The 16,980-nt window shown below is 71.2% G+C and carries 11 protein-coding genes; 7 read left to right on the forward strand and 4 right to left on the reverse strand.

Annotated elements, in window-relative coordinates; genetic code table 11:
- Positions 1-162: 162 nt before the first annotated feature.
- Entirely contained in the window at positions 163-828 is a 666-nt protein-coding gene (locus RV983_RS02095; protein ID WP_475984022.1) for a winged helix-turn-helix transcriptional regulator, read from the reverse strand.
- A 605-nt stretch (positions 829-1,433) separates the two neighbouring features.
- Between RV983_RS02095 and RV983_RS02100 the strand changes: the two genes are divergently transcribed.
- Positions 1,434-2,468: an endonuclease/exonuclease/phosphatase family protein gene (locus tag RV983_RS02100; protein ID WP_475984023.1), complete on the forward strand. Its 1,035-nt coding sequence runs from the start codon at positions 1,434-1,436 to the stop codon at positions 2,466-2,468.
- Positions 2,469-2,702: 234 nt separating this feature from the next.
- Here RV983_RS02100 and RV983_RS02105 read toward each other — a convergent pair whose 3' ends face one another.
- From RV983_RS02105 to RV983_RS02115, 3 genes are all read right to left on the reverse strand, one after another.
- Positions 2,703-3,401, reverse strand: coding sequence for a CE1759 family FMN reductase (locus RV983_RS02105; protein ID WP_475984024.1), 699 nt, complete (start codon positions 3,399-3,401; stop codon positions 2,703-2,705).
- 3 nt (positions 3,402-3,404) lie between these two features.
- Positions 3,405-4,589 (reverse strand): CE1758 family FMN-dependent luciferase-like monooxygenase, encoded by a 1,185-nt coding sequence (locus tag RV983_RS02110; RefSeq protein ID WP_475984025.1) that lies wholly within the window; start codon positions 4,587-4,589, stop codon positions 3,405-3,407.
- A gap of 336 nt (positions 4,590-4,925) precedes the next feature.
- On the reverse strand, positions 4,926-5,636 hold the full coding sequence (locus RV983_RS02115) for a class I SAM-dependent DNA methyltransferase (protein ID WP_475984026.1): 711 nt from the start codon (positions 5,634-5,636) through the stop codon (positions 4,926-4,928).
- A 56-nt stretch (positions 5,637-5,692) separates the two neighbouring features.
- Between RV983_RS02115 and RV983_RS02120 the strand changes: the two genes are divergently transcribed.
- The 6 genes from RV983_RS02120 to RV983_RS02145 all read left to right on the forward strand — a co-directional run bounded on the left by RV983_RS02120 (position 5,693) and on the right by RV983_RS02145 (position 16,088).
- Entirely contained in the window at positions 5,693-5,836 is a 144-nt protein-coding gene (locus RV983_RS02120; RefSeq protein WP_475984027.1) for a hypothetical protein, read from the forward strand.
- 152 nt (positions 5,837-5,988) lie between these two features.
- Complete coding sequence (locus RV983_RS02125; protein ID WP_475984028.1) at positions 5,989-6,114, forward strand: hypothetical protein; 126 nt, start codon at positions 5,989-5,991, stop codon at positions 6,112-6,114.
- Positions 6,115-6,676: 562 nt separating this feature from the next.
- The gene (locus tag RV983_RS02130) at positions 6,677-9,604 is read left to right on the forward strand and encodes a helix-turn-helix transcriptional regulator (protein WP_475984029.1); all 2,928 of its coding nucleotides are present in this window, start codon (positions 6,677-6,679) and stop codon (positions 9,602-9,604) included.
- Positions 9,605-10,063: 459 nt separating this feature from the next.
- The gene (locus tag RV983_RS02135) at positions 10,064-13,726 is read left to right on the forward strand and encodes a S8 family peptidase (RefSeq protein ID WP_475984030.1); all 3,663 of its coding nucleotides are present in this window, start codon (positions 10,064-10,066) and stop codon (positions 13,724-13,726) included.
- Between the two features lie 32 nt (positions 13,727-13,758).
- Positions 13,759-14,367 carry a hypothetical protein gene (locus RV983_RS02140; RefSeq protein ID WP_475984031.1) on the forward strand — a complete coding sequence of 203 codons (609 nt, stop codon included), beginning with the start codon at positions 13,759-13,761 and terminating at the stop codon, positions 14,365-14,367.
- A 272-nt stretch (positions 14,368-14,639) separates the two neighbouring features.
- A complete protein-coding gene (locus RV983_RS02145; RefSeq protein ID WP_475984032.1) occupies positions 14,640-16,088 on the forward strand; it encodes a hypothetical protein in 1,449 nt (482 codons plus the stop codon).
- Positions 16,089-16,980 lie beyond the last annotated feature (892 nt).

Below are 16,980 nucleotides of genomic sequence, written 5' to 3' on the forward strand. Positions count from 1 at the left end.
TCCTTTGTTCGACGTGCTCCGCTTCCCCGGCTTCAGGGGCGGAAGATGAGGATGCGTCTGGTCGACGGGCGCGGTATGCGCCAACCGTGGTCGGAGCGAGTTGTCGCGGTGCGTCCGTCCGGGCACGCGAGCGGGGCGTCGTCCTCGCCGCCACGCACACGATCATCGAGAAGTGGCGCGGTGGCCGTCGGGCAGGCTGAACAGCTCGAAGAACAGCCGTGCGGTGTCGGCATCGCCCTCGATGACGAGGTCTCCCGAAGTCACGGCGTCATCGACACCGACCTGTCCGTTGGCGAGGGCGTAGAACGTGGCTTTGTCACACGTCAGCCGCATCCCCGGTGTCAGCGGCGCAGGCCCGGTCTCGGCCCGGACCCGCTCACCGTCGCCCTGCAGCCACAACGTCTCCTCGCCCACGACCAGCTCGGTGAGCGTGGTGAAACCGGCTGCTTCCCCAGGAGCCGTCAGTCGCATGGCCACCAGACTCCAGGCGGCACGGTCGACGTAACCGGGCGGCGGAGCCCCGAGACCTCCGCCCCAGGAGGCCAGCGACGCCAGGAGCGGCATGAGGGCCTCACCACGGGCACCGAGTCGGTAGGCGGCGGTGCGCCCGGGGCCGGGCAGTGTCGTGCGGCGCACTACGTCGTATTCACCCAGGTGCTTCAGGCGTGCGGCGAGAAGGCTGGTGCCCATGCCCGGCAAGGCGTCGAGCAGGTCGCTGTAGCGGCGAGGTCCCAGGGTGAGCTCACGCACGATGAGCAGGGTCCATCTCTCGCCGAGCACGTCCAGCGCACGGGCGATGTGGCAGATCTGTTCGTAGGAGCGGCTCATGACACCTCCCGGGCGAACAAGAACGCCGGCGGGGGATCGACGACGCGCCGCACCCCCGTCCACCACGGTGTGTCGTGTGCGGCGCCGTGCCCACGGCGAGGGGCAGCCGTCCCCGCGTCGGAGTGGTGGACTCCCGGCTTCCGCCTGTCTTCGCTGTTCACGAGCCTCTCCTTGCCTGACGCCTGGCACAAGATCCGAAGACGTGGTCAAGAACTTCAGAAACTTTGAGTTGATGCTACCTATTTTTAAACCACAAGCGGCTTCCGAACCTTCCCGTTCGGCCTGCCCGGTTTGTGGTGCCCCAGGCGTGACCGCCGCGGGCCCGGCCGCGCCGCCGCCGGGCGACGGGGTGCCGCGCCCCGGGTACCCGAGAGACGTTTCCCTTTCGTGACAATCCGGGCTCAGGGGCATCATGTGGCGCGGCGAGGATCAACCCTCATGCGCACGATGTGGGTGGGAGTGGACCTCCTCCAACCGGTAGCCGTGGAAACTCAGGGCCACCGCTCCCGGGCGCTGACACCGTGGCGCCGGGACCGACCGGTGAGCGCACCCCCGGGGCACCAGAAGAACTGTGCGCGGGAACGAGCGGACGGCAAGGCGACTCGATGACTCAGAACGACAGGTCCGCCCCGGGACCGGGTGAAGCGGCTGCGCGGCGGTCGGCCCCGCTCCGACGGCGATGCACGGCGTACCTGCGCGGCTGGCGGCCGGACCGCCGGCGGCGGGGTGTCGCGGCCGCCGCCGTGGCCGTCACCGTCGGGTTGCTGATGTTGCTGCACTCCGCCGTCCCGAACGGGCACAGGGCCTTCGGCCGCCACCTCGGCAGCCTTCTCGAGACGCTGCTGCCCTGGCTCGGCCTGGTCGTCCCGCTCGCCCTGGTCCTCGCCCTGGTCCGGCGGTCCACGACGGCACTGATCGCCACGGTGCTGCCCGCCGTCGTGTGGGTGGGCATGTTCGGCGGCCTCCTCCTCGACAAGGAGGCGGGCGGCGGGAATCTGATGGTCGCGGCCCACAACGTCGCCGACTTCAACCCCGACCCGGCGGGCACCGCCCGGCAGCTGGCCGCGTCGGGCGCCGACGTCCTCGCGCTGGAGGAGATGACCGACGACGCGGCGCGCGAGTACGCGACCCACCTCGCCGGCACGTACAAGCACCACGCGGTCCAGGGGAGCGTGGGGCTGTGGAGCAAGTACCCGATCGAGGACGCGAAGCCGCTCGACGCCTACGGCTCCGGCCGGACCCTGCGCGCGGTGGTGGACACCCCGCACGGCGATCTCGCCGTGTACGTGGTGCACCTCTGGTCAGTCCGCGTCACCCCGCGCTCGGGCTTCACCACCTACCAACGCAACCTGGGCGCCGACGCGGTCGGCAGAGCCGTCGCGTCCGACCCCGTACACCGGATCGTCCTCCTCGGCGACTTCAACGGCAGCACCGACGACCGGTCCCTCTCACCCATCACCTCACTGATGCGCTCCGCCCAGACCACGGCGGGCCGGGGATTCGGCTTCACGTGGCCGTCGTCGTTCCCGGTGACGCGCATCGACCAGATCATGGTGCGGGGCGTCCGGGCGACGTCATCGTGGACCCTGCCGCGGACGGGGAGCGATCACCTGCCGGTCGCGGCACGGCTGGAGCTGTAGGTTCCGCCGGCGTTGAAGGGTCCGGCCGGGCCATGGCGACTTGGGGGTGGGAGACGAGCCCGCCTCGCGTTCCGGCGGCGGGCCGGGGTGGGCTCGCCGCCGGTCGGGGACCGGCAGCGGTCGTGCGGGAACACGTCCGGGCGGAGGCCCACTGCCGGGGTCAGGTCGCTGAAGGGCCTCGCCGCGTCGCACACCCGCTCCGAGCCGCACCGGCACCGGGGGCGCGCTCCCCTGTCAGGGTGTGCCGCCCGCCGCGAGCCGCATCAACGGGGTGTCGAAGTCGATGTCGCCGGCGGAGCGCTGGGCCCGGGTGGCGTTGCCGCCGAAGCGGTGCTGGTACGCGGACCATGCCTGGTCGGCGATCACCTCGCCGACCCCGCTGGCCATGAGGGCCGCCAGTTCGGTGGCCGCGCGGCCGATGCGTTCGCCGAGGAGCGGCGAGCTCCAGTCCTCGGGGGCGGCGAAGACCGACGTCGGAGCGGTCAGGGCGCGCAGGTAGGCGAACATGGGCCGCGCTTGGTCCTCGACGACCAGTGCGTGGCGGGAACTGCCGGCGGTGGCACCCAGCAGGACCGGCTTCGCGACGATGAGGTCGGTGTCGAGAACGTCGAAGAACGACTTGAACAGTCCGCTGACTCCGGCGGTGTAGACCGGGGTGACGGTGATCACGCCGTCCGCGGCGGACAGTTCGCCTATCGCGGCCTGCAGGCGCTCACCGGGGATACCGGAGACGATCGCTTGGGCGATCTCGACGGCGAGCGGGGCGAGTTCGATCACCTGGCCGACGGCGGCACGCCCGCGTCCCCGCAGCGCGTCGAGGGTCTTCTGCGTGACGCGGTCGGCCAGCAGCCGGGAGGAGGAAGGGTCCCCGGTGCCTGCGCTGACGACGACGAGGGTGAGCGGTCCGGCGTCCTTGCGTGTGCTGTCATTCATGGCTCAGCCGATCAGGGGGAGGCGGGCGGCGGCGCTGTCGCTGTCCTGGTAGGGCGAACCACCGGTGACGTTGTCACCGCGGTTGGGATGGGGACGCGGCTGCCGGGGCGTGGCGTCGCCGTACTTGGCCTTGACCCGGTGCGTGTGGGTGGGGGTCTCCGGCACACCGGGCGAGCGCAGGGCCGCCATCTCCTTGCGGAGGACGGGGACGACCTCGGTGCCCAGGAGTTCGATCTGCTCCAGAGCGGCTTCGACGGGAAGGCCCATGCCGTCGACGTTCCACAACTGCCGCTGGTAGTCGCCGAATCGCTCCCTGAACTCCATGGTCTTGTCGATGATCTGCTGGGGGCTGCCCACCGAGAGAGGGGTGGTGCTCATGTAGTCCTCCAATCGCTGGCCGGAGAACATGGGGAAGCCGTTGAAATACGGGCGGAACGCCTCGACCGCGTCCTGCGACCTCTTGGCGATGTGCGCCTGGCCGCCGAGCCCGACGATCGCCTGTTCCGCGGTGCCGTGTCCGTAATGGGCGTAGCGCTGCCGGTAGAAGGCCACGAGGCGCTCGAAGTGCCCGTACGGGGCGAGGATGTTGTTGGCGAAGAAGCCGTTGCCGTAGTAGGCGGCCTGTTCGGCGATCTCGGGGGTGCGGATCGACCCGTGCCAGACGAAGGGCGGGACGTCGTCGAGCGGGCGCGGCGTCGAGGTGAACCCCTGCAGGGCGGTGCGGAAGTTCCCCTCCCAGTCGACCACGTCCTCCCGCCACAGCCGGTGCAGCAGGTTGTAGCTCTCCAGCGCGATCTCCAGCCCCTTGCGGATGTCCTGCCCGAACCAGGGATAGACCGGGACGGTGTTGCCGCGGCCGAGCACCAGGTCGACCCGGCCCTTGGCGACGTGCTGGAGCATCGCGTACTCCTCGGCGATGCGCACGGGGTCGTTGGTCGTGATGAGGGTGACCGACGTGCTCAGCGTGATCCGCTTCGTGAGGGCCGCGATGTGCCCCAGCAGCGTGGTGGGCGAGGAGGGGATGAACGGCGGATTGTGGTGCTCGCCGATGGCGAAGACGTCGAGGCCGACCTCGTCCGCGCGCACTGCGGTCCGCACGACGCCGTCGATGCGTTCCGCCTCGCTGGGCGTGCGCCCGGTCGTCGGGTCGCGGGTGACGTCACCGACGCCGAAGATGCCGAATTCCATGATGCTCTGCCTGCCTGGTGCTGCCGAGGGCGATGCCGATCCCTCCATATGTCGCAATTCCTCCGCATATGCGAGCAGGGGTGATCGAACCTTTGGGTTGAAGCTTCAAATGAACTATAGCCGATTGAGTTGAAGCTTCAAGCCGTCCGGCAGTCCACCCCACTCGAAGGGCGGGCTTGAGGTCGGAGCCCGCCCGCGCCGCCTGCCTGCCCGCCCGCTCGCCCGCTCGCCCGCCGACGTGGACCACGGGATCGGCGGCGACCGGTTCGGCGTCATCCCCCTGCCCGGTGCCCGGGTGGCCGTCGTCGGTGCGACGCGGTCGGGAACGCCCCGCTGTCACACCTTGCGGGCCAGGACCAGTCGGGAGTTCGGGGCACCGTCCGGGCGGCGGCCGAAGTCGGGCAGCACAGCGGTCTCGACGGTGAAGCCCGCCGCGGTCAGCTCGGCGCGCACCGCGCGGAGCGGGAAAGTGCGGTAGTACATGACGAAGGGCGGACGCCAGACCGTGTTCCGTATCCGCATCGCCGCGTCGAACCCGGCCGGCACCCAGTAGCGCCGGGAGGCCATGCGGGGTGGCGCGAAGACCGGGAACGCGAAGAGCCCTCCGGGCCGCAGGGCGCGGCGCACCCCCTCGAAGAGCCCCGGACGCTCAGCGGCCAGGAAGTGCCCGAAGGCACCGAAGCTGACGGCCAGGTCGAACTCGGCGGCGAAGGGCGGTTTCCGCGCGTCCGCACGTATCCATTCCGCGTCCGGGTGAGCGCGGCGCGCTTCCGCGAGCATGCCCGCGCTGAAGTCCACTCCCGCGACCCGGCCCTGGCACAGCGGTCGCAGGACACGCAGGCCCGCTCCCGTGCCGCAGCACACGTCCAGCCCGTCACCGAAGGGGCCGAACGGGCGCAGGGCGTTGACGGTCGCGTCGAGGATGCGGTCGGAGGTGCGGAACGGCGTGTGGTCGAACCTCGGGGCCAACAGGTCGTAACCGCGCTCGACGGAGGAGAAAGCCTGCACGGCCAGCTCGCGCAGCGAGGGCCCCTCGGGTGAGAACACCGGTCCAGAATAAGGCCGTTACGCCCACGCGACGAGCGCCTTCGTCGGCTGCGTCGGTGCTGGCAGCCCCGCCCGACCTGCCGCCGACCGGGACCCGTGGCCGCCGCAACAGCGCGCTGACCGCGCCGGCCCTCGGAGTGCCGCTGGTGGTGGGCTCGCTCACCGTTTTCCAGGTGCTGTCCGGGCCCGGGACGACCTAGCCCGCACGCCCGGACCCGATGCACCTGTTCCTGCAGTTCGCGCCCCTTGTGCTGGCCTTCCCGACGGCCGTCGCCCTCGCCCGCTGCCGGTACGGAGCGGCCTCGCGTCGGCACTGGTCACCGCCTCGTTCGCGGCCCTGTACCAGTACAACGTGCCGGCCGGTGCCCTGTACGCCTCAGGAACGCTGATCGCGCGGATCGCGAGCCTGACCGGCGCGCCCGCTCTCGCCACCCGGCTCGGCCTGCATCCGTCGCGGCAGCGCCGTCGCACGTCCTGAGCGCGCGACGTCCTGCCACCGGTCACCCGCCGGGCGGGACACGTATGAATGGCGGGGGAAGGCGGGGAGCGGGGCGGTGGCGGCGCCAGTACGGAGCCGCCACCACCGGCTCCGCCGGAGCCGACGCACCAGCCCATGCGTGCGGCATGCTCGTCGGAGAGAGCGGGCTCGGGCGAGCGCCGGTCGGGACCGGGCGGCCCACCAGGGTCTTGTGCAGTACTGCCGGCTCCAGGACGCCGCCCGACGGCCGTCGACGAACCGCCGATGGGTGGGCTTGCGTTCGTCGCCGCTGCTGAGGCGGCTCGCATGGCGGTCCAGGGGAAGGTCCGCTCGCCCGCGCAGTGTTGGGGCTGGACGGGGAAGCCTCGTCGTGCGGGGCACGTGCGGACGATGTCCAGCTCGCCCCGCGTGGACGCCCACGGACCCGCCGGTCCAGGCCATCGGCCGGCCCGCGACCGATCACTTGCTGGGTCAACTATCTCGGCCGAACCGCTCCCCACGTGATCGTTCACGGCTAAAGTCAGCCCAGTCGCAAGGTGATCGACCGAGGGGACGGGCGTTGGTGAGACGGACCCACAGCGATGCCGATCGGCTCCCGGCGCTCTCCGTGCCGCGCTTCGTCGGGCGCGACCGTGAGCTCACCGCGCTCGGGGCGGCGCTCGGACGACCCCCCGCCGTGGTCCTGCTCGACGGTGAGGCGGGCATCGGCAAGACCCGGCTGCTGCGCGAGTTCCTGGCGTCCCAGGCCGAGCGTGGGCATCACGCCCTGGTGGGTGCCTGCCCGGAGTTGCGCGTGCCGTACACGCTCGGCGCGGTCGTGGACGCGGTGCGCGACGGCGTCGACAACGTTGCCGGTCTGCGGCTCAGCGGACTGGCCGGCGCGCTGCGGCCGTTGTTCCCCGAGTGGGCGGACGACCTGCCTCCGGCGCCGGAACCGCTGGAGGACGCGACCGCGGCCCGGCACCGGTTGTTCCGCGCCTTCGTCGAGGTGCTCAGCCGACTCGACGTGGCCGTGCTCGTCGTGGAGGACGTGCACTGGGCGGACGAGGCGACCTTGGAGTTCCTGCTGTTCCTCGTCTCGCGCCGGCCCCAGCCGGTGAGCGTGGTGGTGACGTACCGGCGGGAGGATGTGCCGCCCGATTCCCTGCTGTTGCGGCTGTCCTCACGGCTGCCGGCCGACGCGCATCTGGTCAGGATGACGCTGGAGCCACTGGGGATCGACGAGACCGCCGCGGTCGTCTCGTCGATGCTGGTCGGCGAGCACGTGTCGGCCGAGTTCGCGTCCTTCCTGCACGAACGAACGGAGGGCGTGCCGCTGGCGGTGGAGGAGTCGGTGCGGTTGATGCACGACCGGGCCGACCTGATCCGCCAGGACGGCGGCTGGGCGCGCCGCCGGCTGGACCGCATCGACGTGCCGCCCACCATTCGCGACGCCATGCTGGAACGGGTGGGGCGCCTCCTCCCCGGTACCCGGACCGTCCTCTACGCGGTGTCGGTGCTCTCCCGCCCGGCCGACTACGCGACCCTGCGGGCGGTGACCGGCCTGGCCGATGACCAGTTCACCGCGCAGGCCGCCACCGCACTGGAGTGCGGCCTGCTGCGCGAAGCCGGGCCCGGGCAGTGGTCGTTCCGTCATTCCCTGGCGCGCGACGCCGTGTACGAGGCCATCCCGGCCGAGGAGCGGCGTGCCATGCATCTGCGGGCCGGGCGGGCGCTGGAGAACTGGCCGCTCCCGCCGGTGGCGCAGCTGGCCCGGCACTTCCGGCTGGCCGGCGACGTCGAGGCGTCGTGCCGGTACACCGAGCGGGCGGCCGACCTGTCGACGCAGTCCGGTGACGTGGCCACCTCGGCGCTGCTGCTCCACAGCCTGGTCACCAGCGTGGCCCTGCCGGTGGAGCCGCTGGTCGGGCTGGTGGCGAAGATCCAGTTCCAGTCGCTGCCCGGCTCCGACCCCCACTCGAAGATCATCGAGTCGTTGCGGTCGGCCCTGCGGACGCAGGCCCTGACGCCGGGACAGGAGTCCCTGGTCCGCTTCCAGATCGGCCGGGTGCTCATGGTGGCGGGCGAAATCGAGGCGGGCCGGCTGGAGATACTGCGAGCCCTGCCCCACCTGCCGCCGGACTCGCTGGAAGCGGCGCGGACCCGCATTCTCCTCGCGCTCCCCCTCGGCAACGCGCGGCCGGTCTCGGAGCATCTGCGCTGGCTGCACGAGGCACCCGCGCCGGCGCTGTCGATCGCGCCGCACGAGCGCATGCGCCTTGCCGTGGAACGTGCCTTCGCGCTGCTCATGCTCGGTGAGGAGAGCGGGTGGGACGAGGCCCGGCGGATCCCGGACGACGTCGCCAATTCGCGCGAGGCGGCGATGGTCGCCGTGGGCCACACGAACGTCGGCGAAGAGGCGATGCGGTGGGGACGGTACGAGGAGGCCACGTCACGGCTGGCCAAGGCCTCGGCGATCGCCGAGCGCCACGAGTTCCTGGAGTACCTCGCCAGCATCGCCTCGTCCCGCGCCCACCTCGACTGGTTCACGGGTGCCTGGACGGGACTCGCCGACCGGTCGGCGCGGCTGGTCGATGACGACGACGGGGTGCGGTTGAAGGACCGGTGCGAGGCCGCCCTCGTGGCCGGCCTGATCCAGCACGCCGCCGGGGACCGCGCGGTGGCGGAGGAACGTCTGCGCTTCGCCGGACGCGACGACCAGCAACGGATCGAGGCCACGGCCGCGCTGGCACAGATGTATCTGCGCGACGGCGACGCCGGGGAGGCGCTCCGTCTCACCGACGAGGTGACCGAGATCGCCGTCGGCAGCGGGATCTGGACCAGGGCCGTCGAGTTCGCCCCGGTACGGGTCGCGGCTCTGGCCGCCGCCGGCCGGTTCGGCCACGCCATCGACCTGGTGAGCGCCTTCGAGAGCGCGCTGGGCGGCAAGGACGCCCCGGCGCCTAAGGCGTCCCTGGTGCTGTGCCACGCGATGCTGGCCGAAGCCGACGGCCGGCCGGATGACGCAGCGGTGCTGTTCGCCCGGGCGGCGGACGCCTGGCAGGAACTGCCGCGCCCCTATGACGCCCTGCTCGCCAGGGAACACCATGCCCGCTGTCTGCTCGCCGCGGGCCGGCACGACACCGCTCTGCCGGTGCTCTCCGACGTACGGCAAGCGTTCTCGGAGCTCGGCGCCCGCAACGACGCCGACCGGGTGGCACGGTCCCTGAACGAACACGGTGCGGACAGCCGGGAGACGCGCGGCCGGGGGCGGCCCAGTTACGGCAACCAGCTCTCCCCGCGCGAGCTGGAGGTTGCCCGTCTGCTGCTGGACGGCCTGACGAACCGTCAGATAGCGGACGAACTGGTGGTGGCGACGCAGACCGTGGCCAGCCAGGTGAAGTCGGCCATGCGCAAAATGCAGGTGACGACGCGGACCGGGCTCGCGCTCAGAGTCGTGGAGCTGGGACTCGTCGGCGAGCAGGGTCAAACCCTGCCGGGCGACGAGTGAATTCGCCGCCGTCGCCCGGGACGAAAAAAAGACGCGCGGGCGAACGGCGAGTTAAATCCCACATCTGACCAATCGAGCCCGGGCCGGGCCCGGTTGCACACTCGTCCGCATGTCAACCGCAGAACCGCCGACGACGGAGCCGACGGACACCCCGTTCGAGCCAGGGCTCCGTAGCGAGGACGAACCGGCGCCGGCAGCAGTGCCGGCCGACCCGCCAGGAACTCCGGCCGGCCGGAGTGCGAGCGGTGCCGACGGCGTCGGCGAGTACGAACCGCTCTAGCGCGAAGGTCCAGGGCCGCATCGCGATCGCCCGTGGTGCGAGGCGCCGTCCCGCCGGGTCCGCCGGTGAGAGCGCGGAGTCCTCGCGCGCTCCGGGAGTCCGATCGCCTGCGTCCTGCATGCCTCCACGCCGTATGTCCCCCGGTATTCCCCGTCATTCCTCTCATAGGAGACCCATAGATGAGGCGAAGCGCAAGCAAACGTCTCGGCAGACGCCTGGGCGCGGTGACCGCCTGTCTGACCGTCTTCGGGATGGTCGTGTCGACCACGGCGACGCAGGCCGCCGAGCCGACCCGGCAGGCACCGCTTCCCGCTGCCGTCCGGACGAACAGCCCGACGCTGACCGCCAACGGCGACCTGGCGAAGATCGTGTCCGCGTCCGGCGGGTCCGTACCGGTGACACTGATCACCGGCGACAAGGTGCACGTCGGCGTCGACGACGACGGCAAGCCCGTCGTACGCGACACCGACAGCGCGGCGCGGCCCGACGGTCCCCCGGTCGTGTTCCACACCATCACCCGCCAGGGCAGGGTGTACGTCGTGCCGGACGACGCCCTCGCGCTGGTGGGCAAGGGACTGCTCGACTGGGGGCTCTTCGACCTGAGTCAGTTGGTCACGCTCGCCGCGGCGGGCAAGGGCGGTGCGGTGCCGGTGCTCGTCACCTACACCGGCACGGCCGGCGCCGACGCGACGCGCAAGGTCGCCGGCGCGTCCGGCGGCAGGGCGCTCCCGAGCATCAACGGCCGCTCGATGAAGATCGCCGACGGCGGACGGTGGTGGCAGGAGGTACGGGGCAAGACGGCCTCCACCTCCGCCTCCGCCCGGTCCGCCGGTTCCCTCGCTGGGGTCAAGAAGGTCTGGCTCAACGGCCTGGCCCACGTCGACCTGGAGCAGTCGGTACCGCAGATCGGTGCGCCCGTCGCCTGGGAGCGCGGCTACGACGGCACCGGCGTGACCGTGGCGGTGCTGGACACGGGCATCGACGCCACCCACCCGGACGTGTCCGGAAGCATCGCCGGGCAGGTCGACTTCACCGGCAGCCCCACGGGCGCCAAGGACGGACACGGACACGGCACCCATGTCGCGTCCACGGTCCTCGGCAGCGGCGCCGCCTCCAAGGGGCTGCGCAAGGGCGTCGCCCCCGGCGCCAAGCTGCTGGTCGGAAAGGTCTGTGACGACAACGGGCAGTGCCCCGACGACGGCATCATCGCGGCCATGGACTGGGCGGCCCACTCGGGGGCCAAGGTCGTCAACATGAGCCTGGGCGGCGACCCCACCGACGGCACCGACCCGATGAGCCAGGCGCTCAACGAGCTCAGCCGCTCCACCGGGACCCTGTTCGTGGTCGCGGCCGGCAACTCCGGCTTCGTCGCCCAGAAGGTCGTCTCCCCCGGCTCCGCCGACGACGCCCTGACCGTGGCGGCCGTCGACAAGAACGGCGCCATGGCCAGTTTCTCCAACCGCGGACCGCGGATCGGGGACGGCGCCGCCAAGCCCGACATCGCGGCTCCGGGCGTCGGCATCGTCGCGGCACGCGCCGCCGGCACGGCCATGGGCACGCCGGTGGACCAGTACTACACCGCGTCCGACGGGACCTCGATGGCCACGCCCCATGTGGCCGGCGCCGCGGCCATCGTCGCCGAGCAGCACCCGGAGCTGACCGGTCAGCAGATCAAGGCGCTGCTGATGGACACCGCGAGCGACCTGGGGCACGACATGTACGCCCAGGGCACCGGCCTGGTGGACCTGGCGACCGCGACCAACCCGCAGATCGTTCCGAAGGGGAACCTGAACTTCGGCCGCCTGGCCTACCCGCACTCGGCGGTGACGAAGAAGCTCACGTACACCAACCGCGGTGACGAGGCGACCACGTTGCATCTCACGATGCCGGTCTCCTTCGCCGACGGAAAGCCGGCCGCGGCAGGCCTGTTCACCCTCAGCACGGACAAGGTCGTCGTCCCCGCGGGCGGATCCGCCGAGGTGTCGGTGACGCTCGACGGCCGGGTACTGGGCACCGACGGTGCCTACGGCGGCTACAACGGGCTGCTGAGCGCCCGTGACGACGCGGGCGCGATACGGCTGAGCTCGGGGATCCACAGCTTCGTCGAGGCCCAGAAGTTCCCGCTGACGCTGAACGTCGTCCCTCCGGCGGGCGCCACAGACGTCCGTTACGGCGCCACCACCTTCATGCCCGTCGACGCCCAAGTACACCTGCACACGGGCCCGGTCTACGCGACCGGCGCGGACACCGTGAGCGCGCAGCTCTTCCGCGGCACCTATGCGGCCCAGTTGTCGGTCAGCTGGCGGGACGCGGCCGGTGAGTGGCAGCAGGCCAACCCGATCGCACCGGAGGTCGGCCTCACCAAGCCGACCACGGTCACTCTGGACCTGCGCAAGGCCAAGCCGCTGAGCGTCCAGTACCCGGAGTCCACCGAGACCTACCAGGCATTGAGCAGCACCAACCGGACCTCTGCCACCGGGGTGTGGGCGATGGCGGCGACTTTCTCGGCCGACTACAAGGCCGACGAACCGAACTGGTGGGTGCTGCCCACCGGCAAGGTGAGCATGGGCACCTTGACCCACGACTTCTCCAGCTCGCGATCGACTCCCGTCGTCACGATGCGGGCCACCGGGAGCGGCGCCGCCTCCGACCTGTCCGCCCGCTATGTGACCCCGGACGCCACGCTGACCGAGACGCAGATGTGGCTGAACGCCGACGGGGACCCGAGCTTCCGCGAGGCCGCGATGCCGGTTCCCCGACTGCCGGTCAAGGGACACCTGCCGGTGGTGTACGCCGGCACCGGGTCCGCCGCCGAACTCGCCGACGTCGACGCCCGTGGCAAGCTCGTACTCCTGACACCGACCGACATCTGTCAGGGCAGCTGCGACTACGTCAAGCTCCGTGACGAGCGGGTGGCGGCCGCCGCTGCCGCCGGTGCCGTCGGTGTGCTGGTCGCGGCGCCGGGCCTCACCTCGCTCGGCCTCCCCTCGACGCTCGACCAGTGCGTGGACGGGCCGCAGAGCTGCCCGGCGGTCCAGTCGTACGCCGCGCTGCCCATCGTGAGCGTGTCCTACGCCGAGGCCGAAGGCCTCATCACGCGCATCAAGGCCCCCCGGTCGCATGTCGGGATCAGTCTCGGCGGCAGCGTCGTGCCGAGGGTCTACGTCGCCGGGTACCACGAGGACGGGCGGCTCGGGTCGAACACGTACCGGGTCGCGAAGGACGATCTCGACCGCGTCGACCTCCATTTCCACGGGGCACGGCCCGGAGAGGTCCACCAGCTGAGCTGGAATCAGTTTGTCCAGGCCTCACCCGTCCCGGGCGCGGCAGCTCTGCCGCACCCGTCCACGCAGCGGACCCTGACCACCTTCGTCAGGCGGCAGGACAACGCGATCAACCAGTTCATCGCTTCATGGGCCGAACCCGGGGCGGACTTCTTCCTGGCGCACAACCGCTCCGAGACGCACGACATGGTCCTCACCGGCAAGGACGAGATCCACTGGAACGCCGGGCCTGCCGTACCGGGGGCCGTGCCGCAGGTGCGGACCACGTCCGGCTTCACGATCGGGGCCGCACCGTGCTCCGGCTGCCGGCAGGGCGACACCTTCTACCCCACCGTCTACCTGACGGGCAGCGGCGGCGGCCGCCAGGCGCTGATCGGCATCGTCGACGACGAGCTCATCTCGCACGACTTCGTCGGTCTCGCGGCCTGCGGGCCGGTGGCCTCGCCCACCTTGCCGAACCTCGACTCCACCTGCGACTTCAAGCTGCTGAACGCGTCCGGTGACGAGATCGAGCGTCGCACGGAACCCCTCCCCGACGTCAGCTACGCGACCCTGTGATGGCACCCGCAACCGCAAAGGAGACCAACGCGATGAACAGCAGTGTGCCGTCGGCACGGCGCCGCAGAGGGGCCCTCATGGTGCTCGCAGCCGCGGCGATACTGGCGCTCTCCAGCTGCAAGGGCGGCGACCTCGTCTCCTACGACCTGCCGGCGAAGTCGGCCCGGTACACGTTCGAGGCGCAGACCAACGACGTCAAGACGGTGTGGGAGTACAGCTCGGCCAAGGCGACGAAGGACGACGCCCCGGAGCTGAGCCCCTGCATGGGTGACGTGCTCGGCAGCAACCAGGCGGCCTGCCGCCCGGAGCCGCTGATCTTCCTGCGCTACGACCTCGGTCTGGCCCTGGACAACACCGCCAAGGCCGGGAAGACCCACGAGATCACCGTCGTCGGCTACTACCAGGAACGCCTCACCGCCCTGCCCAAGGTGACGTCCCTGAAGGCGGAGACCACCTTCGACGGGGGCAGGACCTGGCGCCCGGCGGCCACCAGGGCCACCGGGAAGAACACCTTCACCACGACGATCAAGAACCCTCGGCGGGACCAGGCCGCCCAGGGCGTCGGGCTGCGGATCAGCGCGACCGACAGCCAGGGCAACACCGTCCGGCAGACCCTCCCCTCGGCGTACACCCTGCGCTGAGACCACGGGCACCGCGAACGGTGGACCGACCGGGCGTTCACCGGCCGGGGCGAGACCGATGTCTCGCCCCGGCCGTCCGCGGTCCCTCGACACATGCCCGGCGCATCCCGGCGGTGCCCCGCAACGTGTGAACCGACCTGACGGACGGCTCCGCAGCGGTTCTGTCGGTGCCACCGCGTAGCCTTCCGGTCGATCCAATCGCCCGACGTCCCAGTCGACTTGTGTCCTCGGTTCGAGCGGGCACACACGTACCGGGAAGAAAGAAGCTCTCCATGCGGGAACCGCGCAACCCCCTCCAAACATGGCGCCGCCGCAGATGGCTCGCCCTGGCGGCCGTGAGCGGTGTCGTACTCGCCGCGGCTGCCGGCCCGGCCCTCGCCGCCGACACGGACCCGACCGACCATCTCGACATCGCCGCACCATGGGATCTCCAACTCCCGGCCGCGAGCGCCGAATCCGGCACCTCTGTACCGCGAACACTCCAGCTCGGTATCGGCCACGACAACGCCGACAACAACGTGACGAGCGGCCGCCTCAGCGTCGACGCCTCCGGGCTCGCGGATGTCGCCGTGGTGAGCTGGCCGGCCGCGTGCGTCCCTGACGACACGACACCGCTCACCGCCACCTGTGACTTCGGGCCCATCAGCGCCGGGCCCTACACCACCGTCGCCGCCCTCGTCCTGCACGCCCAGGCCGGCGCTCCCGCGGGTGCCTCGGGCCTCCTGCACATATCCGCCGACGCCGACAGCGACTTCGGCCCGTTGGACGCCGAACCGATGGACGTGTCCGTCACCATCGGCAGCGGCCCGGACCTTTCCCTCAGCCAGTTGCCCAACCTCAAGGGTGTCAGCCCCGGCACGGACGTCGACCAGCATCTGCGGCTGAGCAACCTGGGCAACCAGACCGTCGACCGCACACTGCTGACCTTTTTCGCCTCGCACGGCCTCGCCTTCGAGAACCGGTACGGCAACTGCGCTTACGCCGACGATGACGACACCGCCAACCCCACGGGTACCAGCGTGGTGTGCGTCGTGGACCAGCCTGCCGAACCGGGCATGACCTACGACCTGTCCGGGGCCGCGGCGCTGCACGCCGGCCCGGCCGCCCTGTACGAACGCTTCGACTACTCAGCCGATCCGTACACCGATGAGGCCTACCAGCAGGCCCTGAACGGCAAGGAGTTCTCCCCCGGCTCGGGCGGCCGGCTCACCCTGGAGCCCGAAGCGGCACTCCGATCAGCCGGGACCTCGGACCTGGATCCGGACCTCAACCAGGGCGACAACTACCGCGTCACCACCATCCAGGCCGCCAACAGCGCCGACCTCAAGGCGGTCGGTGCCAAGGTGACCGGACTTCCCGGTGACATCGTCACCACTACCGTCGCCGTCGAGAACGACGGGCCGGCCTGGGTGGCCTCGCTCCTCGCCGGGGAGCCGGCCGCACTGGTCGACGTGACCCTCCCGGAGGGCACCACCGCTGTCGCCGCACCGCACAGCTGCCAGGGGGGCTCGCGTTCCTTCCGCTGCCGTACGCCGATATTCCTCTGGGAACAGCATCGCAGCGACTTCACCTTCACTCTGCGCATCGACAGCATGGTGCCGGCCAACGCTCCCGGGTCCGTGTCCCTCGTCAACAGCCACTACGAACCGCCGGTCATGGACTTCGACCCGGACCTGAGCAACAACACCGCCCCCATCACCGTCGGCGCCGCCGCCGAGTGACGCCCGGGGCCCGGGAGCGTCCGTCATGCCTTCCGGACTCCCGGGCCCAGGCTCCACACTCGGCCCGTCGGCTCGGCCCGTCGGCACGGCCCGTCGGCACGGTCCACCACACCGGACTCCGAAACGGTCGTCACGCCCACCGGCACCGGCCGGCCCGATCCCGGCGGACCGCGGCCGCGCCGGAGTCCTCCCGTCGGCAGGCCGGGTGGTCCCCGTGGTGTCGAGCGCCCGGGCAAGGCCGCAATGCGGCTGTTCCGGCATTTCGGACATAACACCCCATAATCTCTCCATCCTGGCAGGGCTGTTGCCGAGGCGGGCAGAAATGTCCCACATCGGACGGGCAGGGACCCGCCGGATCGCGATCAGCCGCGGCCGGCGGTGAAGTGATATGTGCCACCATTGCGGGCGCCCGGCCGCAGCAACCCTGAACCGCCCAGGGCAAAGAGGTTGGGCACCTGGGGGCCACCCGCTCGGGGCCGCTCCCGCCCGCCCGCGACGCCCCTACCCGAATTCGGCAGCCCTCCGCCCCCACCGTCGCATCGGGCACCATGACGCCCGACCGGCCCGGTGACACCTGGGTTTTGCCGCCCTCGCCGGACAGCGCCGCGATCGCATCACGACGCACCCCCGCACCCGGCGTTCACCGGGAAGCCGCGGGCGCTTCGGCCCTGCCACCCGCACCCGGGGGCCAGTCCCCCCGCCGGCCCGCGCGACAGGATCGTGACCGCGCGCCGGAGAAGAACCCCTGAACACCTCTTGACGCTTCCCGAACAGCGGTGCCAACATCGCGTCATCCAAATGTTTGCGCAAACGTGCGACCGGACGGTCGGCGATGTTTACGCAACCATCCGGGGCTTCGTCCAGACGACGGGGCCCCGCACGACGACGTGAG

Source organism: Streptomyces sp. RLA123 (assembly GCF_056270165.1).

Coding starts and splice junctions, on each gene's coding strand:
- RV983_RS02095 (WP_475984022.1), bottom strand. CDS start 828: ATGAGCCGCTCCTACGAACAGATCTGCCACATCGCCCGTGCGCTGGAC.
- RV983_RS02100 (WP_475984023.1), top strand. CDS start 1,434: ATGACTCAGAACGACAGGTCCGCCCCGGGACCGGGTGAAGCGGCTGCG.
- RV983_RS02105 (WP_475984024.1), bottom strand. CDS start 3,401: ATGAATGACAGCACACGCAAGGACGCCGGACCGCTCACCCTCGTCGTC.
- RV983_RS02110 (WP_475984025.1), bottom strand. CDS start 4,589: ATGGAATTCGGCATCTTCGGCGTCGGTGACGTCACCCGCGACCCGACG.
- RV983_RS02135 (WP_475984030.1), top strand. CDS start 10,064: ATGAGGCGAAGCGCAAGCAAACGTCTCGGCAGACGCCTGGGCGCGGTG.
- RV983_RS02140 (WP_475984031.1), top strand. CDS start 13,759: ATGAACAGCAGTGTGCCGTCGGCACGGCGCCGCAGAGGGGCCCTCATG.
- RV983_RS02145 (WP_475984032.1), top strand. CDS start 14,640: ATGCGGGAACCGCGCAACCCCCTCCAAACATGGCGCCGCCGCAGATGG.